Source organism: Streptomyces sp. NPDC085931 (genome assembly GCF_044540565.1).
Classification (GTDB): Bacteria; Actinomycetota; Actinomycetes; order Streptomycetales; family Streptomycetaceae; genus Streptomyces.
The window spans coordinates 31,719-57,399 of the sequence record NZ_JBITSK010000025.1; the positions used below are offsets into that span (position 1 = coordinate 31,719).

The following is a 25,681-nucleotide window of genomic DNA, read 5'->3' on the forward strand; positions in this document are numbered from 1 at the left end:
GTGCTAGGAGAGTATCCGATCAGTGGGCGCCGCGCAGCGGACATTTCCGCGAGCGTGGAGCGCGCGGTGGGCGCCGGTGAGCTGCGTCCGGGACAACTGCTGCCGCCCATGCGGGAGTTGGCGGAGCGACTGGGGGTCAACCCCAACACCGTCGCGGCCGCGTACCGGACCCTGCGCGAACGGGGCGTCATCGAGACCGCGGGCCGCCGCGGCAGCCGGGTGCGGCCCGCGCCGGCCACGACCGGGCGGGACCACATCCGGGTCGACGTCCCGGAGGGCGTGCGGGACGTGGCGAACGGCAATCCGGACCCGGCTCTGCTGCCGCCCCTGGCGGGCGCGTTCGCGGCGGCGGCCGCCGAGGGCGATCGCGCCCCCGTGCTCTACGGGGCGGATCCGCTGGACGCGGAGCTGGCCCGGATGACCCGCGCCGGATTCGACGCCGACGGGGTGCCGGACGGGCCGCTCGCCGTGGTCTCCGGTGCCCTGGACGGGGTCGAGCGGGTGCTCGCGGCCCATCTCAAGCCCGGTGACACCGTCGCCGTCGAGGATCCCGGCTGGGGCCGCACCCTCGACCTGGTGCCGGCGCTCGGACTGCGGACCGTCCCCGTCGGCGTCGACGACGAGGGGCCGCGCCCGGACGACGTGCGGCGGGCCCTGGAGGGCGGGGCGCGGGCCCTCCTCGTCACGGACCGGGCGCAGAACCCGACCGGAGCGGCGGTGAGCGGCGCACGCGCGCGTGCCCTGCGGGCCCTGCTCCGCGTGCACCCGGAGGTGCTGCTCATCGAGGACGACCACGGCCACGGCATCGTCGACCTGCCCCTGCATCCGCTGGCCGGGACCACCCGGCACTGGGCGTTCGTCCGCTCCGCCGCCAAGGCCTACGGTCCCGACCTGCGCCTCGCCCTGCTCACCGGGGACGACGTCACCGTCGACCGGGTCCGCGGCCGGCAGCGGCTCGGGCCCGGCTGGGTGAGCCGGCTGATGCAGCGGGCCCTGGTGCGGCTGTGGGCCGACGGCGCGGTCGACACGGGGGAGGTGGCGGCCGCGTACGGGCGGCGGCGGGACGCGCTGATCGGGGCGCTGGACCGGCGTGGGGTCGCGGCGCACGGGCGCAGCGGCATGAACGTGTGGGTGCCCGTGCCGGACGAGACGGGGGCGGTGGCGCGGCTGCTGCACGCCGGGTGGGCCGTCGCGCCCGGCGCCCGCTTCCGGATGAGCGCCCCGCCCGGCATCAGGGTGACCGTCTCGACCCTCACCGAGCGGGAGACCGAGGCCCTGGCCGACGCGATCGCCGCGGCCCTGGGGCCGGCACCCCAGCGCGGCTACGTCTGAGAAACGGCCTTCGGGCCCGGTGCGGGTGTGGCTGAGGGCGGCTTTCGGCCCTCGGCGCGAGTGTGCCTGACGGGGGCTTTCGGGCCTGGCGCGGCTGCGTCTGAGGGCGGCTTTCGCGCCTGGCGCGGGTGCGTCTCAGGAGCGGTGGTCCGGGGTGTGTAGGCGCGGCTTCGTCCGGGGGAACCGGCCGTGCGCCGCGCCGGGCCTCCGAGGATCCGCCCGCAGGACCGGCGCGGCGCGGTCACGTCCGAGAAGCCGCCCGGGACTTCGGCCGTACCTGGGTCAGTGCCGCTCCCGCCAGGACGATCACCGCCCCGACCGGGGTGGACCAGGCGAGGGACTCGCCCAGGAGGGCCACGCCCGCGGCGGTGGCGATGACGGGGATGAAGTACGTGACCATCTGGGCGGTCGTCGGGCCGACCTCGTCGACCAGGCCGTACTGCAGCAGCACCGCGAGGCCGGTGCCCAGGGCGCCCAGGGCGGCGATCGCCAGCAGGGGGCCGACCGGCAGACTGCCGGGCAGGGTCGTGAACAGCGGGGTGACCACGGCCAGTTGCACCGTCGCCAGGAACAGCTGCGCGCCGGTCATCGACAGGTGCGAGTGGCCGGTGCCGGCCAGGGTGCGGCGGACGTAGATCCAGCCGACGGGGTAGCTGAGGGACGCCAGCAGGGCCAGCGCCGTGCCCGTGGCGTCCAGGCCGTGGAAGCCCTGCCAGGCGCCCAGCACGGTCAGCACGCCCAGGAAGCCCAGCCCGAGCCCCGCCACCCGCACCCGGGTCGGGCGGTCCTCCGACAGCGCGACCAGCGACAGCGCCATGCCCCACAGCGGCGAGGTCGCGTTGCAGATGCCCGCCAGCGTCGACGGGATCGTCAGCTCCGCGTACGCGAACAGCGAGAACGGCAGGGCGTTGAGCAGGAACGCGGCGACCGTCAGATGCCCCCAGGTGCGGGCACCGCGCGGCAGCCGCTCACGCCGGACGGCCATCGCGGCGGCCAGCACGGCCGTGCCGAACACGAGCCGGCCGAGCGTCACCTGGAACGGGGCGTATCCCTCGGTGCCCACCTTGATCAGCAGGAAGCTGAAGCCCCAGATCAGGGACAGGGCGGCGAAGCGGAGCCGCCAGTCGAGGCGGCGGCGGGACGGTGCGGGCGGGACGGAGGCGGCCCGGCCGGGCGAGGTGGTGACGGTGCTCATGGAGAACACGATGCGGGACCGGAACCTCGTAGCACAATCGAGAATTCGCACGCGGTATTGCGTAGTATCTCTTACATGTTGAACCTGGAGCGCCTGCGTACCCTCGACGCCCTCGCCCGGCACGGCTCGGTCAGCGGTGCGGCCGAGGGCCTGCACATCACGACCTCCGCCGTCTCCCAGCAGCTGTCCAAGCTGGAGCGGGAGGTCGGCCAGCAGCTCCTCGCGAAGAACGGCAGGGGCGTGCGGCTCACCGACGCCGGCCGGCTACTCGCCGAGCACGCGGCGCGCATCCTGTCCCAGGTCGAACTCGCCCAGTCCGACCTGGAGGCGCAGCGCGGGCAGGTCGTCGGCGAGCTCCGGCTGGCGGCGTTCCCGACCGCCGCCCGCGGCCTCTTCCCGCAGGCCCTGTCCGCCCTGCGCGAGCGGCACCCCGGGCTCAGGCTGCGCTCGTGCGAGCTGGAACCGGAGCAGGGCATCGCCGGAGTCGTCCGCGGCGACCTGGACCTCGCCGTGGTGCTCGACTGGTACAACAAGCCGATGGCGCTGCCCGAGGGCCTGGTCAAGGCGTCGATCCTGGACGACCCGGCCGACGTGGCCGTGCCGGTCGGGCACCGGCTCGCGGACCGCGCGGAGGTGGACCTCGGCGAGTTCGCCGACGACGAGTGGATCACTTGGAACAACGGCGAGTTCTGCCACGAGTGGCTGATGTTCACGCTCCGCTCGAAGGGCATCGAGCCCATCGTCGGCCACCGCGCGGCCGAGACCCACACCCAGCTCGGGCTGGTCGCCGCCGGTCTGGGGGTGTGCATCGCCCCGCTGCTGGGCCGCCACCCGGTGCCCGAGGGGGTCGTCACCGTCCCGGTCAGCCAGCGGGTCCGGCGGCACGTGTATGTCGTCTGGCGCGCGGACGCCGATCGCCGCCCGTCGATCCGGGCCGCGGTGAAGGCCCTGCGGGAGGCGGGGGAGAGCGTCGGCTGACCGTCCCCCGGGGGCGCTACCGCCCGGCCAGCTTGCGGAAGTCCCAGGACACGATCTTCTGCGGGGTCAGCCGCAGCCAGGCGTGCCGGCCGTCGTGCGGCAGCTCCTCCAGGCCGAAGTTCTTCCGCGCGAACAGCGTCTCGGGGACGTCGAGTTCGGCACACAGCTCGCCCGTGCGCGGGATCTCGCCGACGAACTCGACGGTGCCCGACAGTTCGGCGCCGCGCAGCTCGTCGTACTCCTCGCCCGTGTCCACCACGATCGCCACGCGCGGATCGCGCCGCAGATCGGCCCACCGCTTGCTGCGCACGACCGAGTACAGCCATATCGAGGTGCCGTCCCAGGCGAACCACAGCGTGCTCACGTGCGGGGCGCCGTCGGCCGACACCGTGGCGACCCGGCAGGTGCGCTGCGTGCCGAGGAAATCGTCCAGCTCGCCCGGCGTCATCATGATCTTCCGGCCCCGGCGCTGCTGTGTGACGGTCATGTTCCCCCTCTTTCCTTCTCTCACGTCGTGCCAGAGCGCTCCTCTGACTCACGTCGTGCCGGAGCGATCCTCTGACATCACGTCAGAAAAAGCACGGGTTCCGCCCCGGCCGGCAACGTGCACCGCGGACGCGCCGCCGTCCCCGCGGACGCCGTCGCCGTCCCCGCGGACGCCGTCGCGGGAGTGCCCTGTGACCGCACCCCCGCGACGAGCGCCACACCCTCGCGTCGGTCGCCACGGTCGCGACCGCGGACGAGGTGCCGGCGTGCTGCACGCGTCCGCGCGACGGACTCAGGCGAGCGTGATCGAGTCCCCGGCGACGGTGATCTTCATCTCGGGCAGCGGCTTGGTCGCCGGGCCGCTCTTCACGCTGCCGTCGGTGATCGAGAAGTTGCTGTTGTGGCAGGGGCAGTTGATGACGCCGTCGGCGATGCTCTTCACCGCACAGCCCTGGTGGGTGCAGGTGGCCGAGAACGCCTTGAACTCGCCCGCGGTCGGCTGGGTGACGACCACCTTCTGGTCGGCGAAGACCTTGCCGCCGCCCTCGGGGATGTCCGCGGTCGACGCGAGCGCGCCGCCGCCCCCTCCGCTCGACGGGGTGCTGCCCGCGCCCTGGTCGCCCTGGGCGGTTCCGGAGGAGTCCGCGGAGCCGGACGAGCCGTCGTCCGAGCCCCCGCACGCGGTCAGCGCGACGGCGAGGCCCGCCGCTCCGGCCGCCGCCACGACGGTACGACGGGCGGGACCCGATGCGGGCTGGAGCGATGCGCTGGTCATACTGGCATGTCCCTTCGGAAGGGTGTCGATGATCTGCCGGGAGGTACGGGCCCGGCGGACCGCCTGTTCAGACGGTGCAGAAATCCTGACCCGCCCGGAGGCGGCTGTGGACAAAACCCCGCTGTCGGTTCGCTGTCGGTTTCCCGCCCGCCGCCAAGGTGCCGGTGCCGGAGCCGGCCGGCACGTCAGTAACCTGGGGCGATGCTCAAGGAAGTGATCGCGACCCGCTTCATCGCGCCGCTGCGCGAGGGCGGTTCGCTGCCGGGCCTGATCGAGGCCGACGACTCCGGCACGTACGTCCTGAAGTTCACCGGCGCCGGACAGGGCCGCAAGACCCTCGTCGCCGAGGTGGTCTGCGGCGAACTGGCGCGCCGGCTCGGGCTGCGGGTGCCGCGCCTGGTGACGGTCGAGCTCGACCCGGACCTGGGCCTGGGCGAACCCGAGGAGCAGGTGCAGAGCCTGCTGCGCTCCAGCGGGGGCATCAACCTCGGCATGGACTTCCTCTCCGGCGCGCTCGGCTTCGACCCGCTCGCCTTCCGGGTGAGCCCGCAGGAAGCCGGCCGGATCGTCTGGTTCGACGCGCTGGTCAACAACGTCGACCGGTCCTGGCGCAACCCCAACCTGCTGATGTGGCGGGGCGAACTGTGGCTCGTCGACCACGGCGCCACCGTCATCTGGCACCACAACTGGGCCGGCGCCGAAGCCTCGGCGGACCGCCCCTACGACGCCTCCGACCACGCGCTGGCGCCCTTCGCGCCGGACGTCCGCGCCGCGGCGGCCGCCCTGGCGCCCCTGGTCACCGAGGAACTCCTCGCCGACGTCACCGGGTGCGTCCCGGACGCCTGGCTCGCGGACGAGCCCGGCTTCGACACCCCGGACGACCTCAGGCGGGCCTACGCGCGGCCGCTGCTGGCCCGGGCCGCCGTCATCCACGACCGCATCCGGGGGATCCAGTGAACGACCGGCACATCATCAGGGGCGGACCGCGCGAGCGCCAGGTCTACGAGTACGCCGTCCTGCGCGTGGTCCCGCGCGTCGAACGGGGCGAGTGCATCAACGCCGGGGTGCTGGTCTACTGCCGGGCCGCGGCCTACGTCGGCGCGCGCACCCACCTGGACGAGGCCCGCCTGCTCGCCCTCGACCCGCAGGCGGACGTGGCCGGTGTCCGGGCCGCCCTGCGCGCGGTGGAGGGCGTCTGCGCGGGCGGCACCGCGGCCGGCCAGGCGGCGGCCGACGACCCGGGCCGCCGCTTCCGCTGGCTGGTCGCGCCCCGGTCCACGATCGTCCAGCCCGGCCCCGTCCACACGGGCCTGACCACGGATCCGGCGGCGGAGACGGAGCGGTTGCTGGGCCTGCTCGTGCGGTAGCCGCCCCGGTCGCGCCCGGCCGTCAGCGCCGGCGGTGGCGCCTGATCAGGTATCCCGCCATGAGCGAGGCGCCCACGGCGAACGTCAGCCCCAGGCCGACGTCCCAGTCGGTCGGCCCCGCTGCGACCGCGCCCCCGACCCCGCCGCGCACGCCCTGGGACGGGGTGGCGGCGCTGGTCCCGGCGGGAGCGGTCGCGGTCGTGCTGGGCGACGGGACCGGAGTGGCCGGGACCGGGGCGACCGGTGTGGCGGTCACGGACGCGGACGGAGGGGCCGGGGACGTGGGGGAGATGATCCCGCTGCCGCGGCGCGGCAGCGCCTCGCACGCGATGCCGTCGTCGGGGCCCCGGTCCTCGTCCAGCCGGTGCGGATCGCTGCGGTCCGCGTCGAACACGGCCTGGGCGTCCTCCTGGAAGGCGAAATCGCGGCAGTCCCGGTCGGGCTGGGCATGAGCGGGGGCGGACAGGGGCACGATCGCGGCGACCGCGAGGAGCGTGCCGATGACACCGGTACGACGGCGCATGGTGCGCCTCCTTTCCGGCCACGAGGGGCTCGCGCTCCGACGCTAGGGCGGGGGGACGGCGGCCACCTGCGGTCCTGGGCCGTTCGGGTGTTCCCGGCCCCTCGCCGGGCAGGCCGGCGCGGGTGATGGATCACATGCCGCGCCCGGCCGTTGACACCGCGTGCCAGGGCTTCTAGCGTCACACCCACTGAAGGTACTAAGCGGTCGCTCACCTGAGGAGAACGAGTCATGTCCACCACTGAGCAGCGGGTCGCCGTCGTCACCGGTGCCGCGCGCGGCATCGGCGCCGCCACCGCCGTACGACTGGCCGCCGAGGGCCGCGCGGTCGCCGTGCTCGACCTCGACGAGGCCGCCTGCAAGGACACCGTCGAGAAGATCACCGCCGCCGGGGGCAAGGCGATCGCGGTCGGCTGCGACGTCTCCGACGAGGCGCAGGTCGAAGCGGCCGTCGCGCGGATCACCGAGGAGCTCGGCGCGCCCACGATCCTGGTCAACAACGCGGGCGTGCTGCGCGACAACCTGCTGTTCAAGATGAGCGTCTCCGACTGGGACACCGTCATGAACGTGCACCTGCGCGGCGCCTTCCTGATGTCCAAGGCCTGCCAGAAGCACATGGTCGACGCGGGCTTCGGCCGGATCGTCAACCTGTCCTCGTCCTCCGCGCTCGGCAACCGCGGCCAGGTCAACTACTCGGCCGCCAAGGCCGGTCTGCAGGGCTTCACCAAGACCCTCGCCAAGGAACTCGGCAAGTTCGGCGTCACCGCCAACGCCGTCGCCCCCGGCTTCATCGCCACCGAGATGACCAAGGCCACCGCCGAGCGCGTGGGCATGGGCTTCGAGGACTTCAAGGCCGCCGCCGCCACCCAGATCCCGGTGGCCCGGGTCGGCGAGCCCGAGGACATCGCGAACGCCATCGCCTTCTTCACCGGCGAGGCCGCCGGGTTCGTCTCCGGCCAGGTGCTGTACGTGGCCGGCGGACCGCTCGACTAAGGACGAAGAGAACATGACTTCCACGGAACTCTCCGGCAAGGTCGCCCTCGTCACGGGCGCCAGCCGCGGAATCGGCTACGGCGTCGCCGAGGCGCTCGTGGCGCGCGGCGACCGCGTCGTCATCACCGGCCGCAACGAGGACGCCCTCAAGGAGGCCGTCGAGCGGCTCGGTGCCGACCGCGCGGTGTACGTGGCCGGCAAGGCGCACGACGAGGCCCACCAGGCCGTCGCCGTCGACCGCGCGATGGAGGCCTTCGGCCGTGTCGACTTCCTGGTCAACAACGCGGGCACCAACCCGGTGTTCGGGCCGATCGCCGACCTCGACCTCAACGTGGCGCGCAAGGTCTTCGAGACCAACGTCGTCTCGGCGCTGGGCTTCGCCCAGAAGACCTGGCACGCCTGGCAGAAGGACAACGGCGGCGCGATCGTCAACATCGCCTCCGTCGCGGGCCTTTCGCCCTCGCCGTTCATCGGCGCCTACGGCGTCAGCAAGGCGGCGATGATCAACCTGACGGTGCAGCTCGCGCACGAGTTCGCGCCCGGGGTGCGGGTCAACGCGATCGCCCCGGCCGTGGTGAAGACCAAGTTCGCCCAGGCCCTGTACGAGGGCCGGGAGGCGGAGGCCGCGGCGGCCTACCCGCTCGGCCGGCTCGGCGTGCCCTCCGACATCGGCGGCGCGGCCGCGTTCCTCACCTCCGAGCAGTCCGACTGGATCACCGGCCAGACCCTCGTGGTGGACGGCGGCATCTTCCTCAACGCCGGTACCGGCTGAGGCGAAGCACCCGGCACGGGCGCCCCGAGGACCGCTCAGGGCGCCCGTGCCGTCGAAAATCCACCGCGAAGGCCGATGACAACGTCGTCAAAGGTTTATCGATCAAGAGGTCGTGTTCCGGGGAGGGTCAGGGGGCGCGGCACTGCGGTATGGTCTGCCGACCCTTGGTATGGCAGATCGAGGAGCGTGCGCGTGTTCAACCGGAACCGATGCCTGCGGCGGGTGGCGGCCATCGCGTCCATATCGTCCCTGGTGGCCGGATGCGGCGTACTGTCGTCCGACACCCCGGACGACGCGGGGCCGATCGTCGTCGGCACCACCAGTGCCCCCAGCACGCTCGATCCCGCCGCGTCCTGGGACAGCTCCTGGGAACTGTTCCGCAACATCTACCAGACGTTGCTGAGCTACCCCACCGGTGAGACCGCGCCCCAGCCGGACGCCGCCGAGCGGTGCCAGTTCAGCGACGCGTCGAACCAGGTCTACCGCTGCGAGCTGCGTGAGGGCCTGAAGTTCTCCAACGGCGAGGCGCTCGACGCCCAGGCCGTGAAGCACTCGTTCGACCGGATCCGCAAGATCAACGTCAACGGCGGGCCCGCCGGTCTGCTGGGCAGCCTCGAACGGGTCCAGGCGCCCAACGACCGCGAGGTGATCTTCCACCTCAACAAGCCCGACGCCACCTTCCCGTTCGTGCTCGCCACGCCCGCGATGTCCATCGTCTCGCCGAAGGACTACCCGGCGGACGGCCTGCGCAAGAGCGGTGACGTCGTCGGCTCCGGGCCCTACACCCTCGACTCGTACGACGAGGGCGAGGAGGCCGTGCTCGTCAAGAACGACGCCTACCAGGGCTTCGCCCAGCGGCGGAACACCGCGGTCACCATCCGCTACTTCCAGGACTCCGGCGAGATGGTCGAGGCCCTGCGGGACGAGCGGATCGACGTGACCTACCGCGGTCTGGCCGCCGGGGACGTCGTCGACCTGCAGAGCAAGACCTCCAAGGAGGAGGAGATCCAGCTCGTCGAGGGCACCGGCACGGACATCAACTACCTGGTGTTCAACCCGAAGGACCCCTGGGCGAACAAGAAGGCCGTGCGCCAGGCCATCGCACAGGTCATCGACCGGGCGGCGATCGCCCACAAGGTCTACAAAGACACCGTCGACCCGCTCTACTCCATGGTCCCCAAGGGCCTCACCGGCCACACCACCGGCTTCTTCGACGACTACGGCGACCCCGACGTCGCCAAGGCCCGCAAGATCCTCACCGAGGCCGGCATCAACCAGAAGGTCCCGCTGACCTTCTGGTACACGAGCGACCGCTACGGCTCCGAGACCGCCGCCGAGTTCAAGGAGCTGAAGCGCCAGCTGGAGGACTCCGGCCTGTTCTCGATCAGCCTCAAGAGCCGCCCCTGGAAGACCTACGTGGCGGGCTACCAGAAGGGCGAGTACCCGGTCTTCGGACGCGGCTGGTTCCCCGACTTCCCGGACGCCGAGAACTTCATCGCGCCCTTCGTCGGCGAGCAGAACGCCCTCGGCACGCCCTACCCGGCCCCCGAGATCACCGGTGACCTGCTGCCCCGCTCGCGCCGCGAGAGCGACCGCGCGAACGTGGAGAAGGAGTTCGAGGAGGCCCAGCGGATCCTGGTGGACGACGCGCGGCTGCTGCCGCTGTGGCAGGGCCGGCAGTACGTGGCGGCCAGCCGGGACGTCTCGGGCGCCGAGCGGGCCCTGGACCCGTCGACGATCATGATGATGTGGGAGCTGCACCGCAAGACCGCCTGGTAGGGCGGCGGGCAGCCGGCGTTCCCGGGCGCGTTGTCAGTGGTCGCCGGTAGGTTCTGAGCCTGCAAGTGACCGCACATCGTGAGGACGTTGACGTGACCGACAACGCCATGCTGCCCGAGTCCTGGCGCGGGGTTCTGGGTGACGAACTGCAGCAGCCCTGGTTCAAGGAGCTGACGGAGTTCGTCGAGGAGGAGCGGGCGAAGGGTCCCGTCTACCCGCCGCGCGAGGAGGTCTTCGCGGCGCTGGACGCCACGCCCTACGACCGGGTCAAGGTCCTGATCCTCGGTCAGGACCCCTACCACGGCGAGGGCCAGGGCCACGGCCTGTGCTTCTCGGTCCGGCCCGGGGTGCGGATCCCGCCGTCCCTGCGCAACATCTACAAGGAGATGCACGAGGAACTGGGCACCCCCGTCCCGGACAACGGCTATCTGATGCCGTGGGCCGAGCAGGGCGTGCTGCTGCTCAACGCGGTGCTCACGGTCCGGGCCGGGGAGGCCAACTCGCACAAGGGCCGCGGCTGGGAGAAGTTCACCGACGCCGTGATCCGGGCCGTGGCCGAGCGCCCCGACCCGGCGGTGTTCGTGCTGTGGGGGAACTACGCGCAGAAGAAGCTCCCGCTGATCGACGAGAGCCGGCACGCGGTGGTCAAGGGCGCGCACCCCTCGCCCCTCTCGGCGAAGAAGTTCTTCGGCTCGCGGCCGTTCACGCAGATCAACGCGGCGGTGGCGGCGCAGGGCCACGAGCCGATCGACTGGACCATCCCGAACCTGGGCTGAGGACGACGCCGCAGGTGCGCGTGGTGGACCGCGCGTCTGCGGCGTGATCCGAACGACAGGCCCTAGCGTCGGGACGAACAGCCGGCGAGAGGGCGGAGGGCGTCGTGGCGGAGCGACAGGGGCAGGCGGCGCCGGACGCGGTGCTGACGCGGATCGGGCAGGTCGTCATGCTGCACCACGCGGGGGACCGCGAGGAGGCCCGCCACCGCCTGCTGGATCTGTGGGCGGAGATCGGCGAGCACGGCGACCCGCTGCACCGCTGCACCCTCGCCCACTACCTGGCCGACACCCAGGACGACCCGGCGGACGAACTGGCCTGGGACCTACGGGCGTTGGCGGCGGCCCAGGAGGCCGGGGAGGACGCCCTCGCGGTGCTCGCGTTCTACCCCTGCCTGCATCTGAACCTGGCCGACGACTACGTCGGACTCGGCCGGTTCGATGCCGCCCGCACCCATCTGCGGTGGGCCCGGGAAGCCGCCGTCGTCCTCGCCGACGACCGCTACGGCGAGGGCGTCCGGGCGGCCATCGAGCGGCTTCGGGCCCGTCTGGGCGAGGGCGGTCCGGGCGGCGGCGGGACGTGGACGCCACCGCGGCAGCGGCCCTGACCCCGAGGCAGCGGTCAACGCCCGTAGGTGTCCCGGCAGATCGTCGCCTCCGGGCTGTCCGCCCGCCAGCCCCCGTAGCGCCGGCCCAGCGCGCACACGTCCGTGCCGCCGGGCACCTGCCCGCCGACACCCTGCCGCACCGGCTCCGGGACGCCGGGGCGGTCGGCGCGCGGCCGCTGAGGGCTGCGGCGAGGCGGCTCGGGGCGGTCCGGGCGGACGGGCCGGGTACGGGCCTCGTGCCGGCCGGACGGCGGCCGCTGCCGCTCGGGCGCCTCCGCCGGGGGCGCGGCCGCTCGCGCCGTCGACGGGCCGGACCCCGGGGCCGCCGGCATGGGGCGGCGGGACGCCTCCTCGATGAGCTGCAGGGCCTCGCGGGCCGGTGCCTGCACGATCTGCGGCTCCGTCCGCTCCCCGGGCAGCGGCGGCCGGGACGGGGCCGCCGAGGGGCCCGGCGCCACGGGCTGCTGCACCGTCGTACAGCCGGCCAGGGCCGAGACCGCCACGGTCACCAGGAGCGTCGCTGTGGTCGTCGTTCGATGCACCCGCGTCACTCTGGTGCGTCCGGCCCGCGCCCGGGCGGCGGACCGGCGCAGGATGCCCCGCACGGGTGACGTCCCGCCCCGTACGGAGGGCGCGGCCGCGCCCGGGCTGACGTCAGTCGCCGGTCGCGCCGTCGATGCGCTCGCGGAGCAGGTCGGCGTGGCCGTTGTGGCGCGCGTACTCCTCGATCATGTGCGTGTAGATCCACCGCAGGTTGAACCGCTCGCCGGTGCGCCGGTGCTTGCCCTCGGAGATGTCGTCCAGGCCGAAGCGGGCGGCGTTGGCGCGGGCCGCCTCGATCTCGCCCTGCCAGGCGGCGCCGGCCTCTGCCCAGGTGTCGGCCTCGGTCAGGTGGAACTCGCCGTCCAGGTCGTCGTCGCTGAAGTACAGCGGCGGCGCGTCCTCGTTGGCCAGCACGCGGCGGAACCAGCTGCGCTCCACGTCCGCCATGTGCCGCACGAGGCCCAGCAGGGACAGTTCCGAGGGGGGCGCGGAGGCGGTCCTGAGCTGCTCGTCGCTCAGTCCCTCGCACTTCCACGCGAGGGTCTGCCGGTGGAACTCCAGCCACCCCTCCAGCATCGTGCGTTCGTCGGCGGTCGTGGCGGGCATGCTGCGTTCGGTCGTCATGCCCCCATCCTTTCCCCGCGTCCCGGGCCGCACCACGGGTTTTCTCAGACCCGGAGCATCCCGGCCAGCAACTCCCGCAGTCCGGCCCGCACATCCTCCAGGCTCGGGGTCGCCGCGCCGAACGACCCCGCCACGCAGCTGAACATCAGTCCGTCCGCCCAGGCGATCAGCGACAGCGTGTGCCGGTCGGGGTCGGTGGAGCCCAGGCCGGTGACGAGGGCGGCCAGCTGGTCGCGGAAGCGGGCGCCCGCCGCGTCGAAGAAGACGCGCAGCTCGGGGCGGCGCGTCGCCTCCAGGGCCAGTTCGTAGCGGGCCAGCGTGAGCGCGCGGTGGCCGGTCAGGGCGCGGTGGGTCGCCAGGGCCAGGGCGTCCAGCAGCGACTCGGTCCCGGCCCGGGGGTCCGGCATCTCGTGCAGTGCGAGCACCCGGGCCTCGCGGTCGGCCAGCCGCCGCACCGCCAGCTCCAGCAGCGCCTGCCTGCTCCGCGCCACGTTCGACGTCGAGCCCTGCGGGAGCCCGGCGGCCTCGTCGACCGCGCGGTGCGTCAGACCGCGCATCCCGCGCTCGGCGAGCAGGGCGAGGGCGGTGTCGGCGACGAGATCGGCGCGGGAGGGGCCGGTGGTGCGTACGGACATGGCGGCCACGCTACCCGTCTCACTACGGATGTAGTAACGTCACCGGTGTACTACAGCTGTAGTGAGAGGCGAGGAGGAGCCATGGCACCGTCGAGGCGAGCCGTCGTGATCGGCGGCGGGATCGGGGGCCTGACCGCGGCGGCGGCCCTGCACGCGCGCGGCTGGCGGGTCACCGTGCTGGAGAAGGCCCGCTCGCTGGAGCCGGTCGGTGCGGCCATCTCACTGGCCCCCAACTCCCTGCGGGCCCTGGACGTCATCGGACTCGGCGACGAGATCCGCGCCCTCGCCGCCTGGGCGGGCGACGGCGGTCTGCGCACCCCGGGCGGGCGGTGGCTCGCGCGCACCTCGGCCGACGCCGCCGCCGCCCGCTACGGCGGCCCGCTCGTGCTGCTGCACCGCGCCACCCTCATCACGAGCCTCGTCTCCCGGCTCCCGGCGGACACCGTGCGCACGGCCGCCGCCGCGACCCTCGCCGACCCGGGCGGACCGGGCCGGCCCGCCCGCGTCACCACGCCCGACGGCGAACTGGAGGCCGACCTCGTGGTCGGCGCCGACGGCATCCACTCCGCCGTGCGCCGGGCGCTCTTCCCCCACCACCCCGGACCCGTCTACTCCGGCTTCACCACCTGGCGGGTCGTGATCCCGCTGCCCGGTGTGGAGTTCGCCTCGCACGAGACCTGGGGCCTGGGCCGGATCTGGGGCACGCACCCGCTCAAGGACGGCCGCGTCTACGCCTACGCCGCCGCCACGGCCCCGGCCGGGGGAAGCGCGCCGGACGACGAACGGGCCGAGCTGCTGCGCCGCTTCGGCGACTGGCACCAGCCGGTCCCGGCCGTGCTGGCCGCCGCCCGCCCCGGCGACGTGCTGCGCCACGACGTCCACCACATCGCCGAGCCCCTGCCCGCCTATGACCACGGCCGCATCGCCCTGGTCGGCGACGCCGCGCACGCCATGCCGCCGACCCTCGGCCAGGGCGGCAACCAGGCGATCGAGGACGCGGTCGTCCTCGCCCACCACTGCGACGACCTGGCCGCCTACACCAGCGCCCGGCTGCCCCGCACCACCGCCGTCGCACGCCGGGCCGTGCGGGTCGCGCGCCTCAACCTGATGACCGGCCGCACCGCCATCGCCGTCCGCGACACCGCCATGGCCGCCTTGTCCAAGGCCGGGCCCGCCCTGTTCCTGCGCGGCTTCGACGGCATCGCCGACTGGCGGCCGCCGCAGCGGCCGTATGCTTCGCAGCAGTCCCCGGCAGGCAACCACTAGAGGAGAGCACCACGTGAAGGTCGGCTGCATCGGACTCGGCGACATCGCGCAGAAGGCCTACCTTCCGGTCCTCGCCTTCCAGCCGGGCGTCGAGCTGCACCTGCAGACCCGCACGCCCGCCACGCTCGACCGGGTCGCCGACGGCCTCCACCTCCCGCGCGAGCGGCGGCACACCACCCTCGACTCCCTGCTCGCGGCGGGCCTCGACGCCGCCTTCGTGCACGCGCCCACGCTCGTCCACCCGGAGATCGTGACACGGCTGCTGGAAGCGGGCGTCCCCACCTACGTCGACAAGCCGCTCGCCTACGAACTCGCCGACTCCGCGCGGCTGGTGGCCCTCGCCGAGGAGCGGGGCGTGAGTCTCGCCGTCGGCTTCAACCGGCGCCACGCCCCCGGTTACACGCAGTGCGCCGACCACCCCCGCGAGCTGATCCTGATGCAGAAGAACCGCGTCGGGCTGCCCGAGGAGCCGCGCGCGATGATCCTCGACGACTTCATCCACGTCGTCGACACCCTGCGGTTCCTGGCGCCCGGCACGATCGACGACGTCACCGTGCGCGCCCGCGTCCAGGACGGCCTGCTGCACCACGTGGTGCTCCAGCTCGCCGGGGACGGCTTCACCGCGCTGGGCGTGATGAACCGGCTCAGCGGCTCCGCCGAGGAGATCCTGGAGGTCTCCGGCCAGGACACCAAGCGGCAGGTGGTCAACCTCGCCGAGGTGATCGACCACAAGGGGCAGCCGACCGTACGGCGGCGCGGGGACTGGGTGCCGGTCGCCCGGCAGCGCGGCATCGAGCAGGCGGTGCTGGCGTTCCTCGACGCGGTCCGGGCGGGCCGGCCGCTCAGCGCCCGGGACGCGCTGGAGACCCATGAGCTGTGCGAACGGGTGGTACGCGCGGTTCAGGAGCGGACCGCCTGAGCCGCAGCGTCCGTACGCCCTCACCGGCCGCCCACGCGGCGAGGATCAGCAGGGCGGCGTGCACCGTCCAGTCGCCGTACCGGACGTAGGGCGTGGTGCCGTGCGCGAGGGGGACGTCGTGGACCTGGGCGGCGGAGGCGTCCGTGCCGAGCCGCGGGCCGACGCGCTGTCCCTGCGGCCCGTAGACGGCCGACACGCCCGTGAGGGTCGCGTGCACCATGGGGCGGCCGGTCTCGGCGGCGCGCAGCGCGGCCAGCGAGGCGTGCTGCTCCGGCGCCCAGCTGTGCTGGAAGGTGGACGTCGCGGACTGGCCGACGAGCACGTCCACGCCTTCGCGCGTGAGGTGGCGGGTCATGTCGGGGAAGGCCGTCTCGAAGCACACCATCGGCCCGGCGCGCAGGCCGTCGCCCACGTCCATGACGACCGGCCGGGAGCCGCGCCGCCGGTCCTCCCCGGCCGCCTTGCCGACGGAGGTGGCCCAGCCGAGCAGTGAGCGGGCCGGGACGTACTCGCCGAAGGGGACCAGGCGCATCTTGTCGTAGCGCTGCCCGGTCAGGCCGTCCGGCCCGACGAGGACCGAGCTCTTGTAGATGCCGGGCTTGTCGGAGCGCCGCGCGTCCACGTTGACCAGGATGTCGGCGCCCGTCACGCGGGAGAGGTCCGCGAGGCGGCGGGCGAGGTCGGTCCGGTCGCCGAGGTCGAACCCGACGCTGCTCTCGCCCCACACGATCAGGTCGACGTCCTGCCCGGCGAGCCGGCGGGTGAGCTGCTCCTCGCGGTCGAACCGGCGGTCGCCGCTGTCCGGGCCGCCGATCACGCCCGGCTGGACGACGGCGATCCGGACCTGGCCGTCGACGGCGGGGCGGGGTGCGAAGGCCCAGGCGGCGGAGGTGGCGGTGGCCACGGCGACGAGTCCGGCCAGGGCCGGCACCCGGGCGCCGCGGACCGCGACGAGGACGGCGACGGCCACGTTCAGCGCCACCAGCAGGAAGCTCAGCAGCCACACCCCGCCGACCGAGGCCAGCCGGAGCGCGGGCCCGACCTGCCACTGGCTGCTGCCGAGCACGCCCCAGGGGCCGCCGAGCCCCTGCCAGGAGCGGACCAGCTCGACGGCCAGCCACCCCGAGGGCAGCACCAGCAGCGCCACGGCGACCCGGCGCCGGGACGGGATCCCGCCCAGGTGACGGCGCACCAGCCAGCCCCAGGGGCCCCACAGGGCGCCGAGCAGGGCGGCGATGACGAACGTGAACACGTGCAGGCTCGGCAGCAGCCAGTGGTGCATGGCCAGCATGAAGCCGAAGCCGCCGCACCAGCCGTCGTACACCGCCCGTTTCCCGGTCGGCGCGGTCCGCAGCAGCAGGAGCCACGGGACCAGCGCGACGTAGGCCCACCACCACAGGGACGGGGCGGGGAACGCCAGGACGGGGAGGGCGCCCGCGACCGCGGCGGCGGCCGAGCGCCGCCAAGGGGAGGAGAGCCAGTGGCCGAGCCGTTTCATGGGCGCCTCCTACCCCGCAGGTGCCTCCAGTGTGCGTCCTGCGGACGATCTAGGACAGAGGAGGCCGGGCCAGTCGACCACAGACGGGGTGGCCGCCCCGGAAGGCGCCGCCGGTCATGGACCTGGAGCCGTGCGCGATATTCGGTGGCCGCGAGGTGTCCGCGGCGGCGAGCCTGTCCTCGTGAACGATCAGAATGAAGTGCTCGATCAGAATGAAGTGCTCGATCAGAATGAAGTGCTCGGGCAGAACGAAGTGCTCGGGCAGAGGGAACTGCCCGGGCAGAACGAAGCGCACCGGCGGAGCGAGCCGCGTTGTGCGGTACGGGCCCGCCACACGGAGTCCACGCTCACCGTCTACCAGGCCTACCGCCCGGAGATCGGCGGCCCCGCGGCCCGGAACGGCCGCTTCCCGTCGTCCTGGAAGCGCGACCGCATGACCTGGATCAAGCCGTCGTTCCTGTGGATGATGTACCGCTGCGGCTGGGGCACCAAGGAGGGCCAGGAGACGGTCCTGGCGGTCGAGATCCGGCGGGAGGGCTTCCTCTGGGCGCTGCGCCACGCCTGCCTGTCCCACCATGTGCCCGCCCTGCACGGCGACCGGTCCGCCTGGCAACGGCAGTTGAAGCGGGCGCCGGCGCGGGTGCAGTGGGACCCGGAGCGGGATCTGCTGCTGCGGCCGCTGCCGCACCGCTCGCTCCAGCTGGGGCTCGCCGGGGAGGCGGCCGCGCGGTACGCGGACGAGTGGATCGTGGGGATCGAGGACGTCACGCCGCTCGCGGCGGAGATCCACGCGCGGGTGCGGGCGGGTGAACTCGCAGCGGCCGCCGGGCTGTTGCCCGAGGAGCGGCCCTATCCGGTCGAGGAGGAGGTGCTGGCGCGGCTGGGCGCCTGAGGGACGGGAGCGCGGTGGCCGGTCAGGCCGCCTTGACGACGGCGCCGCGCATCGCGGCCGCCCACTCGACGACGAGCAGCTCGTACTCCGCGCGCTCCTCGGCCGACAGGGTGCCGCCCGTGCGCCGCCACAGCGCACGGATCTCCTCGTTGACCTCGGCGGCGGACCGCACGGAACCAGGGGTCACGAAATCGGGGGACATGCGGACAAGCCTAGGGGCAGCCACTGACAGGCCGCTACCGGACGGCTACCGGATCGCTATGCGGTTGGTCACGAGACGGGGGTCACAACAGGCCGTCTCAGTGCGCCGGCTCACCCGCGTGCGGGCTGATGGCACCCGTGCTGACCAGGGCGATGATGACGATGCCGAGCGCGATGCGGTACCAGACGAACGGCATGAAGCTCTTGGTCGAGATGAACTTCATGAACCAGGCGATCACCGCGTAGCCGACGCCGAAGGCGATCACCGTGGCGAAGATCGTCGGACCCCAGGAGACATGGCCGCTCTCGGTGGCGTCCTTCAGCTCGAACAGGCCGGAGGCCAGCACGGCGGGGATGGCGAGCAGGAACGAGTAGCGGGCCGCGGCCTCGCGCTTGTACCCCATGAACAGGCCGCCGCTGATGGTCGCGCCGGAGCGGGAGACGCCCGGGATCAGCGCCATGGCCTGGCACAGGCCGTAGATCAGGCCGTCCCGGACGCCGAGGTCCTCCAGGGCCTTGCGCTGCTTGGGCGCGCGGTGCCGGCCGCCGCTCTCGTCCCGCGCGGCGAGCCGGTCGGCGACGCCCAGGACGATGCCCATGCCGATCAGCATCGTGGCGGTGATCCTGAGGTCGCGGAAGGGGCCCTCGATCTGGTCCTTCAGCGTCACGCCGAGCACGCCGATCGGGATCGAGCCGACGATCACCAGCCAGCCCATCCGGGCGTCGGGGTCGCCGCGCAGCGCCTTGTTCGTGAGCGAGCGCGTCCACGCAGAGATGATCCGCCCGATGTCCTTGCGGAAGTAGATCAGCACGGCGGCCTCGGTGCCGATCTGCGTGATCGCCGTGAAGGCCGCGCCCGGGTCCTCCCAGCCCGAGAAGGCCGCCGTCAGGCGCAGGTGGGCGCTGGAGGAGACGGGGAGGAACTCGGTCAGCCCCTGGACGAGTCCGAGGATGAGTGATTCGAACCAAGACATGAGGTAGCGGAGTCCAAGTGCCGATCGTGGGACGGACGACGGGCACACCGGGCCGCCGTCGCGAGGAACGGGGGATCATGTGTGCCGAGGGGGAAGCGTAGCGCCCCCGGGAGACGGGCCGGACACAGGGGTTTGGAAGCGGTCCCGGAGCGGAGCGGATCAGGCCGCGGTCGGTCCGGTCACCGTCCAGCCGGGCGTCTGCGGACGGGCCGTGAGGTCCTCGTGGCGCGCCTCGTCGCCGCAGGCCCGGCAGGTGACGACCGGGGCGAGGGCCCGGCCGCAGGAGTGCTCCAGGACCATCGGGCGGTCGCCGTCCGCGCGCAGATGGCGGTCGCCCCACGCCATGAGCGTCAGCAGCACCGGCTCCAGTTCCAGTCCGGCCCGGGTGGGCCGGTACTCGAAGCGCTGCGGGCGCTCGCTGTAGAGGTGCTTGGCGAGGATCCCGGCGTCCACGAGCCGGCGCAGCCGGGTGGCGAGGATGTCGCGCGGAGCGCCGATGTTGCGCACGAGCTGGTCGAACCGGCCGTTGCCCAGGCACACCTCCCGCAGCACGAGCAGCGAGTACTTCTCGCCGACCAGCGTCAGGGTGTCGGCGATGGAGCAGGGGCGCGGATCTTTGCGGGCGGCCATGGCGCTCAGTCTACGAGAGGGTTGGATTTTCCAACCCTGCGGGATACCGTGAGTTCGGATTTCCTACTCACCAGTAGCCGTGGAGGCCCGCCCATGCGAGACGCAGTGATCGTCGAAGCCGTACGCACCCCGATCGGCAAGGGGAAGCCGAACGGCGCCCTCGCGCACGTCCACCCGGTGGAGCTGCTCGCCCACACCCTGCGCACCCTCGTCGAGCGGTCGGGCGTCGACCCGGCGCTGATCGACGACGTCATCGGCGGCACCGTCGACCAGGTCGGCGAGCAGGCCATGAACACAACCCGCTACGCCGTCCTGTCCGCCGGCTTCCCGGAGTCGGTGCCCGCGACCACCGTCGACCGCCAGTGCGGCTCCTCCCAGCAGGCCGTGCACTTCGCCGCCCAGGGCGTCCTCTCCGGCGCCTACGACCTCGTGGTGGCCTGCGGGGTCGAGTCGATGAGCCGGGTGCCCATGTGGTCGAACGTGCCGCCCGGCGCGGACCCCTTCGGCCCCGGAGTCGCCGGGCGCTACCCCGAGGGACTCGTCCCGCAGGGCATCAGCGCCGAGCTCATCGCGGCCAAGTGGTCCATCGGCCGCGAGCAGCTGGACGCCTTCGCCGTCTCCTCGCACCACAAGGCCGCCGCGGCCTGGGAGGCGGGGCTCTTCGACGCCGAGGTCGCGCCCCTGGAGGGCGTCACGCGCGACGAGTGCGTCCGCCCGGACAGCACCCCGGAGGTCCTCGCCGGGCTGCGGCCCGCCTACCACGACCCCGGCTTCGCCGAGCGGTTCCCGCAGATCGAGTGGAACGTCACGGCGGGCAACGCCAGCCCGATCAACGACGGCGCCTCGGCGGTGCTCATCACGTCGAGCGAGACCGCGGCCCGGCTCGGGCTTCGGCCGCTCGCCCGGCTGCACAGTTTCGCCGTCACCGGCTCCGACCCGCTGCTCATGCTCACGGGCGTGATCCCGGCGACCGAGAAGGTGCTGCGCCGGGCCTCGCTCACCCTCGACGACATCGACCTGTTCGAGGTCAACGAGGCGTTCTCCAGCGTCGTCCTGGCCTGGCAGCAGGAGACCGGCGCCGACCTCGGCCGGGTCAACGTGCACGGCGGCGCCATCGCGCTCGGCCATCCGCTGGGCGCGAGCGGCACCCGGCTCACGACGACGCTGGTGCACGCGATGCGGGAACGGGGCGCCCGGTACGCGCTCCAGACCATGTGCGAGGCGGGCGGGCTCGCCAACGCCATGGTCCTGGAACGGGTCTGAGGCGGACGGTGGTGAGGGCCCGTCAGAGACGGCGCAGCTGGTGCCGCTTGCGCCAGGCCACCACCACGCCCGCCAGCGCGGGCAGGGCGATGCACGCCAGGGCGATCAGGAAGGCGGGGGACGTCGGCGTCGAGGCACGGGCGCCGGCGACCACGTAGGCGGCGGTGTTCGGGATCGATCCGAGAGCGGTGGCCAGCAGGAACGGCAGCAGGCCCATGCGGGAGAAGGAGGCGCAGTAGTTCGCGGCCCAGAACGGCACGCCGGGGAACAGCCGGATCGCCAGCATCGAGCGGAAGCCGTGCCGGCTGAGCTGCCCGTCCGCCGCCTTCAGCCAGCGCCCCCGCAACAGCGGCCGCAGCGCGTCCTGGCCGAGCGCCCGGCCCAGGCAGAAGGCGATCCCGGCGCCCAGCACCGTGCCCGCCAGGGCCGCCCCGAGGCCGGCCTGCGAACCGAACAGGGCGCCCCCCGCGAGGTTCAGCAGCGGTCTCGGCACGAACGCCACCGTGCACACCCCGTACGCCGCCGCGAACACCAGCGCGGCGGCGGCTCCGCTCAGTTGGGGCGGCCAGCCCTGCGTCAGCAGGCGCTGCGGTTCGAACAGGAGCATCGCGCAGGCGGCCCCCGCGAGCAGGGCGACGAGCAGGGAGAGCCGCGACCAGGGGGAGAGCACGACTCTGGTGCAGCGGGCGGTGAAACCGGTGGAGACGGCGGGCGGGGCGGTCGTCGCCGGGGAGGCGGTGACGGCGAGGTCCGCGGTGGTGGCCCGGGGAGAGGCCGTGGCGGTGCCCCCAGAGCGGGTGGTGGCATCGAGCATCCGGTGACACTAACCGACATATGTGTGTGATCGCCGTATGGTTCGTCTCACGACCGTCACGGAGAACCCGGCCGCACCCCCCGTGAGCGGGCCGGACGAAAACCGTTCGACGCCCGATGCGGCGTCGGCGATGATCGACCTCATGTTCCGGCACGCCTTCGCCCTTGCAGCATCCGCGGTCGCGGATGCGCCGAAGGCTGCCGTCCCCGTTCTCCTGGCCGCTGTCGACGGCGCCCGAAGCTGACCCTCTCCGGATCGTCCGGCGGACCCCGCAGGGGGAGGGTCGGCGAGTCCTCGGGGTCCCCAGTTCCTGCGAAGAGGCTTCGAGGTACCGCCATGCCCAAGACGGCATACGTACGCACCAAACCCCATCTGAACATCGGCACGATGGGCCATGTCGACCACGGCAAGACCACCCTGACCGCCGCCATCACCAAGGTCCTCGCCGACCGCGGCACCGGCACCTTCGTGCCGTTCGACCGGATCGACCGGGCGCCCGAGGAGGCGGCGCGCGGCATCACCATCAACATCGCGCACGTCGAGTACGAGACCGCCACCCGGCACTACGCCCATGTCGACATGCCGGGCCACGCCGACTACGTCAAGAACATGGTCACCGGCGCCGCCCAGCTGGACGGGGCGATCCTGGTCGTCTCCGCGCTCGACGGGATCATGCCGCAGACCGCCGAACACGTGCTGCTCGCCCGGCAGGTGGGCGTCGACCACATCGTGGTGGCGCTCAACAAGGCCGACGCGGGCGACGAGGAGCTCACCGACCTGGTCGAGCTGGAGGTCCGCGACCTGCTCACGGCGCACGGCTACGGCGGCGACTCCGTGCCCGTCGTGCGCGTCTCCGGGCTGAAGGCGCTGCAGGGGGACCCGCGGTGGACGGCGTCCGTCGAGGCGCTGCTCGACGCGGTGGACACGTATGTGCCGATGCCCGAGCGGTATCTGGACGCGCCGTTCCTGCTGCCGGTGGAGAACGTGCTGACCATCACCGGGCGGGGGACCGTGGTCACCGGTGCGGTGGAGCGGGGCGTGGTGCGGGTCGGGGACAGGGTCGAGGTGCTCGGGGCCGGGGTCGAGACGGTGGTCACGGGACTGGAGACCTTCGGCAAGCCGATGGAGGAGGCGCAGGCCGGGGACAACGTGGCGCTGCTGTTGCGGGGCGTTGCCCGGGACGCCGTCCGGCGGGGGCACGTGGTGGCCGCGCCCGGGAGCGTCGTGCCCAGCCGTCGCTTCACCGCGCAGGTGTATGTGCTGTCCGCGCGCGAGGGCGGGCGCACGACGGCCGTCTCCAGCGGGTACCGGCCGCAGTTCTACATCCGGACCGCGGACGTGGTGGGGGTCGTCGACCTCGGGGAGACGGCCGTCGCGCGGCCCGGTGACACCGTCGCCATGACCGTGGAGCTGGGCAGGGACGTGCCGTTGGAGGCGGGGCTCGGGTTCGCCGTCCGTGAAGGCGGACGGACGGTGGGGGCCGGGACCGTGACCGCGGTGGGCTGAGGCGGTGCGGGGCCGGGGGGGGGGGGGGGCCCCGGCCCCCCCCCCCCCCCCCCCCCCCCCCCCGGCGGCCGGGGGGGGGGGGGGGGGGGGGGGGCCGGGGGCGGGGGGGGGGGGGGGGGGGGGGGGGGCCGGGGGGGGGCGGCGGCCCCCCCCCCCCGGCCCCCGCGCCTGTGACGGCGTGGACCCGCCGCACAATGGAGAGGTGAAGGAAGCCATTCCGGTCGCCCGCGCCGTCGACCACGGGTTCGCCAAGCTCATGCCCGACGTCGACCGGGAGCGGGCCTGGCTGCTGACCGTCGACGGGGCGCCGCAGTCGTACGTCGACCTGGACGACCCGACGCACCTGGAGTTCGAGTACGCGCGGCGGCTCGGGCACGTGCTGGACGTCGTGGCCGAGCCGGGGCGGGCGCTGGACGTGGTCCACCTCGGGGGCGGGGCGCTGACGCTGCCCCGGTACGTGGCGGTGACGCGGCCCGGCTCCCGGCAGGATGTCGTCGAGGCCGACCGGGGGCTGCTGGAACTGGTCGGCGCCCACCTGCCGCTGCCCGCGACGGCCCGGGTCGCGCTGCACGCGGCGGACGCGCGGGCCTGGCTGGAGAACGCCCGCGCCGACTCGGCCGACGTGATCGTCGCCGATGTGTTCGGCGGTTCGCGGGTGCCGGCGCACCTGACGTCCGTCACCTATGTGCGGGAGGCCGCGCGGGTGCTGCGGGAGGGCGGGGTCTACCTCGCCAACCTTCCGGACGCGGCTCCGTTCGGCTTCCTGCGGTCGCAACTCGCCACCCTGGCCACCGTGTTCGCCGAACTCGTGCTGATCGCCGAGCCGGGGGTGCTGCGCGGGCGCCGGTTCGGCAACGCCGTACTCGCGGCCGGTCACCGGGCGCTCGACGTCGCCGCCCTGACCCGGCTCACGGCCGCCGACGCGTTCCCGGCCCGGGTCGAGTACGGCGCCGGGCTGCGGCGGTTCGTCGGCGGGGCGCGGGCCGTGCGGGACGAGGACGCGGTGCCCTCACCCGAGCCCCCCGACGGGGCGTTCGGCATCGGCTGAGGGGCGCTCGGCGACGCCCTTGGTCACGGGCGTGGTCCTGCGGCGCAGGTTGCGCACGTCCGGGACGCACAGCACGGCCGCCGTGACCAGGACGACCAGCCCGGCACAGCCCCACAGCGCCGCCGTCCGGCCGAAGGCGTCCTCCGCCGGGCCGGCCGCAGCCGTGGCGAGCGGCACGAACGCCACCGAGCCGAACCAGTCGTAGGCCGCCACGCGGGAGAGCTTCGCCTCGGGGATCTCCTGGTGCAGCGCCGTCATCCAGGAGACGCCGAACACCTCGACCGTCGTCCCCGCCACGAACATCACCGCGAACAGCACGCCGATCGGCACCGGGACGGCGAGGGCGGCCGACGGCAGGGCCAGCGGGAAGACGCAGAGGGTGCCGGCGAGCAGCAGCCGGCGCGGCTTCCAGCGGGTCATCAGCAGGGCGCCGGCGACGGTGCCCGCGCCGAACGCGCCCAGCGCGAGACCCCAGGGGCCCGCGCCGCCGAGGTGGTCGCGGGCGACGAGCGGGCCGTAGACGGCGTCCGCGGCGGCCACGACCGCGTTGGCGATGGAGAACTGCACGACGATGCCCCACAGCCAGGGGCGGCCGGCGAACTCCTGCCAGCCCTCGCGCAGATCGGCGAGCAGGCCGCCGCCCGGTGCCCGGGGCGGGATGTGGCCGACGTCCAAGAAGGCGCGCAGCGCCCCGGCGACGGCGAAGGCCGCCGCGTCCGCGGCCAGTACCCAGCCGGGGCCCATCGCGGCGACCATGGCGCCGCCCAGCGCGGCACCTCCCAGACCCGCGCCCGACATCGCCATCCGGAACACGGCAAAGGCGCGGCCCGCCTGCTCGCCCTGGACCGAGGACATCAGCATGCCCTCGGCGGCCGGCCCGAAGAAGGCCTGGCCGGTGCCGCCGAGGGCGGCCAGCAGCATCATCTGCCACAGCAGGGGATCACCGGTCAGCACGAGCACGGCGAACAGGGCCTGCGAGAGGCAGTTCAGGGCGTTGGCCGCCACCATCACGTGGTGCCGGGGCAGCCGGTCGGCGACGGCCCCGCCGATCAGCAGGAACAGCACCAGCGGCAGCGTCCGGGCCGCCGCCACCAGCCCCACGTCGCCGCCGTCGCCGCCCGCCTCCAGCACGGCGAAGGCGGCCGCCACCAGTGCGCCGTTGCTGCCCAGGTTGGTGACGACCGCGGCGGCGGTCAGCAGGGAGTAGTTGCGGCCCGCCCAGGCGGGTCTGCGGGAGGTCGATATCGGCACCCGGTGACTATCGCCGGGCCGGGGCCGACTTGCCAAACG

29 protein-coding genes are annotated in these 25,681 nt (G+C 73.7%); 16 read left to right on the top strand and 13 right to left on the bottom strand.

The genetic code is table 11. The annotated features are described in order from the left end of the window. Positions 1–1,332, top strand: a complete 1,332-nt coding sequence (locus tag ACIGAN_RS34645) for an aminotransferase class I/II-fold pyridoxal phosphate-dependent enzyme (RefSeq protein ID WP_365099219.1) — start codon at positions 1–3, stop codon at positions 1,330–1,332. A gap of 241 nt (positions 1,333–1,573) precedes the next feature. On the opposite strand, the gene ACIGAN_RS34650 is transcribed toward ACIGAN_RS34645, so the two are convergent. After that, entirely contained in the window at positions 1,574–2,527 is a 954-nt protein-coding gene (locus ACIGAN_RS34650; RefSeq protein ID WP_399863428.1) for a DMT family transporter, read from the bottom strand. Positions 2,528–2,602: 75 nt separating this feature from the next. On the opposite strand from ACIGAN_RS34650, the gene ACIGAN_RS34655 reads away from it, so the two are divergent. After that, positions 2,603–3,505 (top strand): LysR family transcriptional regulator, encoded by a 903-nt coding sequence (locus ACIGAN_RS34655; protein WP_365099217.1) that lies wholly within the window; start codon positions 2,603–2,605, stop codon positions 3,503–3,505. A 16-nt stretch (positions 3,506–3,521) separates the two neighbouring features. On the opposite strand, the gene ACIGAN_RS34660 is transcribed toward ACIGAN_RS34655, so the two are convergent. Both ACIGAN_RS34660 and ACIGAN_RS34665 read right to left on the bottom strand, forming a co-directional pair. Beyond that, on the bottom strand, positions 3,522–3,992 hold the full coding sequence (locus ACIGAN_RS34660; protein ID WP_399863430.1) for a pyridoxamine 5'-phosphate oxidase family protein: 471 nt from the start codon (positions 3,990–3,992) through the stop codon (positions 3,522–3,524). Between the two features lie 291 nt (positions 3,993–4,283). Next, complete coding sequence (locus ACIGAN_RS34665; RefSeq protein WP_399863432.1) at positions 4,284–4,766, bottom strand: Rieske (2Fe-2S) protein; 483 nt, start codon at positions 4,764–4,766, stop codon at positions 4,284–4,286. 201 nt (positions 4,767–4,967) lie between these two features. Between ACIGAN_RS34665 and ACIGAN_RS34670 the strand changes: the two genes are divergently transcribed. Together ACIGAN_RS34670 and ACIGAN_RS34675 are read left to right on the top strand one after the other, a co-directional pair. Further along, positions 4,968–5,723, top strand: coding sequence for a HipA family kinase (locus ACIGAN_RS34670; protein ID WP_399863435.1), 756 nt, complete (start codon positions 4,968–4,970; stop codon positions 5,721–5,723). Next, complete coding sequence (locus ACIGAN_RS34675; protein WP_365099213.1) at positions 5,720–6,133, top strand: DUF3037 domain-containing protein; 414 nt, start codon at positions 5,720–5,722, stop codon at positions 6,131–6,133. Before ACIGAN_RS34670 ends, ACIGAN_RS34675 begins: the two co-directional genes overlap by 4 nt. A gap of 22 nt (positions 6,134–6,155) precedes the next feature. Here ACIGAN_RS34675 and ACIGAN_RS34680 read toward each other — a convergent pair whose 3' ends face one another. Further along, positions 6,156–6,656: an excalibur calcium-binding protein gene (locus ACIGAN_RS34680; protein WP_399863437.1), complete on the bottom strand. Its 501-nt coding sequence runs from the start codon at positions 6,654–6,656 to the stop codon at positions 6,156–6,158. 228 nt (positions 6,657–6,884) lie between these two features. Here ACIGAN_RS34680 and fabG point away from each other — a divergent pair, with 228 nt between their 5' ends. The 5 genes from fabG (at position 6,885) to ACIGAN_RS34705 (ending at position 11,578) form a co-directional block, all read left to right on the top strand. Continuing rightward, on the top strand, positions 6,885–7,646 hold the full coding sequence (fabG, locus tag ACIGAN_RS34685) for a 3-oxoacyl-ACP reductase FabG (RefSeq protein ID WP_010041288.1): 762 nt from the start codon (positions 6,885–6,887) through the stop codon (positions 7,644–7,646). Between the two features lie 13 nt (positions 7,647–7,659). Then, complete coding sequence (locus tag ACIGAN_RS34690) at positions 7,660–8,418, top strand: SDR family oxidoreductase (protein ID WP_365742061.1); 759 nt, start codon at positions 7,660–7,662, stop codon at positions 8,416–8,418. 192 nt (positions 8,419–8,610) lie between these two features. Continuing rightward, the gene (locus tag ACIGAN_RS34695) at positions 8,611–10,197 is read left to right on the top strand and encodes an ABC transporter substrate-binding protein (RefSeq protein ID WP_399863440.1); all 1,587 of its coding nucleotides are present in this window, start codon (positions 8,611–8,613) and stop codon (positions 10,195–10,197) included. 92 nt (positions 10,198–10,289) lie between these two features. Further along, a complete protein-coding gene (gene ung, locus ACIGAN_RS34700) occupies positions 10,290–10,973 on the top strand; it encodes a uracil-DNA glycosylase (RefSeq protein WP_399863443.1) in 684 nt (227 codons plus the stop codon). A 104-nt stretch (positions 10,974–11,077) separates the two neighbouring features. Beyond that, positions 11,078–11,578: a hypothetical protein gene (locus ACIGAN_RS34705; protein WP_365742056.1), complete on the top strand. Its 501-nt coding sequence runs from the start codon at positions 11,078–11,080 to the stop codon at positions 11,576–11,578. A gap of 14 nt (positions 11,579–11,592) precedes the next feature. Here ACIGAN_RS34705 and ACIGAN_RS34710 read toward each other — a convergent pair whose 3' ends face one another. From ACIGAN_RS34710 to ACIGAN_RS34720, 3 genes are all read right to left on the bottom strand, one after another. Then, positions 11,593–12,120 carry a hypothetical protein gene (locus ACIGAN_RS34710; protein WP_399863445.1) on the bottom strand — a complete coding sequence of 176 codons (528 nt, stop codon included), beginning with the start codon at positions 12,118–12,120 and terminating at the stop codon, positions 11,593–11,595. A 112-nt stretch (positions 12,121–12,232) separates the two neighbouring features. Then, the gene (locus ACIGAN_RS34715; RefSeq protein ID WP_399863447.1) at positions 12,233–12,745 is read right to left on the bottom strand and encodes a DinB family protein; all 513 of its coding nucleotides are present in this window, start codon (positions 12,743–12,745) and stop codon (positions 12,233–12,235) included. 44 nt (positions 12,746–12,789) lie between these two features. Next, positions 12,790–13,380 (bottom strand): TetR/AcrR family transcriptional regulator, encoded by a 591-nt coding sequence (locus tag ACIGAN_RS34720; RefSeq protein ID WP_365099205.1) that lies wholly within the window; start codon positions 13,378–13,380, stop codon positions 12,790–12,792. A gap of 81 nt (positions 13,381–13,461) precedes the next feature. Here ACIGAN_RS34720 and ACIGAN_RS34725 point away from each other — a divergent pair, with 81 nt between their 5' ends. Together ACIGAN_RS34725 and ACIGAN_RS34730 are read left to right on the top strand one after the other, a co-directional pair. Then, a complete protein-coding gene (locus ACIGAN_RS34725) occupies positions 13,462–14,646 on the top strand; it encodes an FAD-dependent monooxygenase (protein ID WP_399863449.1) in 1,185 nt (394 codons plus the stop codon). Positions 14,647–14,659: 13 nt separating this feature from the next. Further along, positions 14,660–15,565: a Gfo/Idh/MocA family protein gene (locus ACIGAN_RS34730; RefSeq protein WP_399863452.1), complete on the top strand. Its 906-nt coding sequence runs from the start codon at positions 14,660–14,662 to the stop codon at positions 15,563–15,565. Here the strand turns inward: ACIGAN_RS34730 and lnt are convergent. Continuing rightward, the gene (lnt, locus tag ACIGAN_RS34735; protein ID WP_399863454.1) at positions 15,489–17,063 is read right to left on the bottom strand and encodes an apolipoprotein N-acyltransferase; all 1,575 of its coding nucleotides are present in this window, start codon (positions 17,061–17,063) and stop codon (positions 15,489–15,491) included. The two genes, ACIGAN_RS34730 and lnt, sit on opposite strands and share 77 nt — an antisense overlap. A gap of 271 nt (positions 17,064–17,334) precedes the next feature. Between lnt and ACIGAN_RS34740 the strand changes: the two genes are divergently transcribed. After that, on the top strand, positions 17,335–17,955 hold the full coding sequence (locus tag ACIGAN_RS34740) for a DUF4291 domain-containing protein (protein WP_399863484.1): 621 nt from the start codon (positions 17,335–17,337) through the stop codon (positions 17,953–17,955). Between the two features lie 22 nt (positions 17,956–17,977). Here ACIGAN_RS34740 and ACIGAN_RS34745 read toward each other — a convergent pair whose 3' ends face one another. The 3 genes from ACIGAN_RS34745 to ACIGAN_RS34755 all read right to left on the bottom strand — a co-directional run bounded on the left by ACIGAN_RS34745 (position 17,978) and on the right by ACIGAN_RS34755 (position 19,760). Next, positions 17,978–18,157 (bottom strand): hypothetical protein, encoded by a 180-nt coding sequence (locus tag ACIGAN_RS34745; protein WP_365099201.1) that lies wholly within the window; start codon positions 18,155–18,157, stop codon positions 17,978–17,980. A 97-nt stretch (positions 18,158–18,254) separates the two neighbouring features. Beyond that, positions 18,255–19,130: an undecaprenyl-diphosphate phosphatase gene (locus tag ACIGAN_RS34750; RefSeq protein WP_365099200.1), complete on the bottom strand. Its 876-nt coding sequence runs from the start codon at positions 19,128–19,130 to the stop codon at positions 18,255–18,257. A 159-nt stretch (positions 19,131–19,289) separates the two neighbouring features. Beyond that, positions 19,290–19,760 carry a winged helix-turn-helix transcriptional regulator gene (locus tag ACIGAN_RS34755; protein ID WP_399863457.1) on the bottom strand — a complete coding sequence of 157 codons (471 nt, stop codon included), beginning with the start codon at positions 19,758–19,760 and terminating at the stop codon, positions 19,290–19,292. Between the two features lie 93 nt (positions 19,761–19,853). On the opposite strand from ACIGAN_RS34755, the gene ACIGAN_RS34760 reads away from it, so the two are divergent. Beyond that, positions 19,854–21,023, top strand: coding sequence for a thiolase family protein (locus tag ACIGAN_RS34760; RefSeq protein WP_365742043.1), 1,170 nt, complete (start codon positions 19,854–19,856; stop codon positions 21,021–21,023). 22 nt (positions 21,024–21,045) lie between these two features. On the opposite strand, the gene ACIGAN_RS34765 is transcribed toward ACIGAN_RS34760, so the two are convergent. Beyond that, entirely contained in the window at positions 21,046–21,837 is a 792-nt protein-coding gene (locus tag ACIGAN_RS34765; protein ID WP_399863460.1) for a TVP38/TMEM64 family protein, read from the bottom strand. 37 nt (positions 21,838–21,874) lie between these two features. Here ACIGAN_RS34765 and ACIGAN_RS34770 point away from each other — a divergent pair, with 37 nt between their 5' ends. From ACIGAN_RS34770 to ACIGAN_RS34780, 3 genes are all read left to right on the top strand, one after another. Continuing rightward, entirely contained in the window at positions 21,875–22,081 is a 207-nt protein-coding gene (locus ACIGAN_RS34770) for a hypothetical protein (RefSeq protein WP_399863486.1), read from the top strand. A 92-nt stretch (positions 22,082–22,173) separates the two neighbouring features. After that, positions 22,174–23,343, top strand: a complete 1,170-nt coding sequence (gene tuf, locus ACIGAN_RS34775; RefSeq protein WP_399863463.1) for an elongation factor Tu — start codon at positions 22,174–22,176, stop codon at positions 23,341–23,343. Between the two features lie 202 nt (positions 23,344–23,545). Further along, a complete protein-coding gene (locus ACIGAN_RS34780; protein WP_399863465.1) occupies positions 23,546–24,391 on the top strand; it encodes a spermidine synthase in 846 nt (281 codons plus the stop codon). On the opposite strand, the gene ACIGAN_RS34785 is transcribed toward ACIGAN_RS34780, so the two are convergent. Beyond that, on the bottom strand, positions 24,353–25,678 hold the full coding sequence (locus tag ACIGAN_RS34785) for an MFS transporter (protein WP_399863467.1): 1,326 nt from the start codon (positions 25,676–25,678) through the stop codon (positions 24,353–24,355). The genes ACIGAN_RS34780 and ACIGAN_RS34785 overlap by 39 nt on opposite strands. Positions 25,679–25,681 lie beyond the last annotated feature (3 nt).

Bases quoted from the DNA above. Each gene is read 5' to 3' on its own strand.
- fabG (WP_010041288.1), top strand. From the start codon at position 6,885: ATGTCCACCACTGAGCAGCGGGTCGCCGTCGTCACCGGTGCCGCGCGC.
- ACIGAN_RS34765 (WP_399863460.1), bottom strand. From the start codon at position 21,837: ATGCTCGATGCCACCACCCGCTCTGGGGGCACCGCCACGGCCTCTCCC.
- ACIGAN_RS34690 (WP_365742061.1), top strand. From the start codon at position 7,660: ATGACTTCCACGGAACTCTCCGGCAAGGTCGCCCTCGTCACGGGCGCC.
- ACIGAN_RS34650 (WP_399863428.1), bottom strand. From the start codon at position 2,527: ATGAGCACCGTCACCACCTCGCCCGGCCGGGCCGCCTCCGTCCCGCCC.
- ACIGAN_RS34755 (WP_399863457.1), bottom strand. From the start codon at position 19,760: ATGGCCGCCCGCAAAGATCCGCGCCCCTGCTCCATCGCCGACACCCTG.
- ACIGAN_RS34750 (WP_365099200.1), bottom strand. From the start codon at position 19,130: ATGTCTTGGTTCGAATCACTCATCCTCGGACTCGTCCAGGGGCTGACC.
- ACIGAN_RS34660 (WP_399863430.1), bottom strand. From the start codon at position 3,992: ATGACCGTCACACAGCAGCGCCGGGGCCGGAAGATCATGATGACGCCG.
- ACIGAN_RS34760 (WP_365742043.1), top strand. From the start codon at position 19,854: ATGCGAGACGCAGTGATCGTCGAAGCCGTACGCACCCCGATCGGCAAG.
- ACIGAN_RS34725 (WP_399863449.1), top strand. From the start codon at position 13,462: ATGGCACCGTCGAGGCGAGCCGTCGTGATCGGCGGCGGGATCGGGGGC.
- ACIGAN_RS34715 (WP_399863447.1), bottom strand. From the start codon at position 12,745: ATGACGACCGAACGCAGCATGCCCGCCACGACCGCCGACGAACGCACG.
- ACIGAN_RS34770 (WP_399863486.1), top strand. From the start codon at position 21,875: ATGGTTCGTCTCACGACCGTCACGGAGAACCCGGCCGCACCCCCCGTG.
- ACIGAN_RS34720 (WP_365099205.1), bottom strand. From the start codon at position 13,380: ATGTCCGTACGCACCACCGGCCCCTCCCGCGCCGATCTCGTCGCCGAC.
- ACIGAN_RS34680 (WP_399863437.1), bottom strand. From the start codon at position 6,656: ATGCGCCGTCGTACCGGTGTCATCGGCACGCTCCTCGCGGTCGCCGCG.
- tuf (WP_399863463.1), top strand. From the start codon at position 22,174: ATGCCCAAGACGGCATACGTACGCACCAAACCCCATCTGAACATCGGC.
- ACIGAN_RS34745 (WP_365099201.1), bottom strand. From the start codon at position 18,157: ATGTCCCCCGATTTCGTGACCCCTGGTTCCGTGCGGTCCGCCGCCGAG.
- ACIGAN_RS34670 (WP_399863435.1), top strand. From the start codon at position 4,968: ATGCTCAAGGAAGTGATCGCGACCCGCTTCATCGCGCCGCTGCGCGAG.
- ACIGAN_RS34665 (WP_399863432.1), bottom strand. From the start codon at position 4,766: ATGACCAGCGCATCGCTCCAGCCCGCATCGGGTCCCGCCCGTCGTACC.
- lnt (WP_399863454.1), bottom strand. From the start codon at position 17,063: ATGAAACGGCTCGGCCACTGGCTCTCCTCCCCTTGGCGGCGCTCGGCC.
- ACIGAN_RS34655 (WP_365099217.1), top strand. From the start codon at position 2,603: ATGTTGAACCTGGAGCGCCTGCGTACCCTCGACGCCCTCGCCCGGCAC.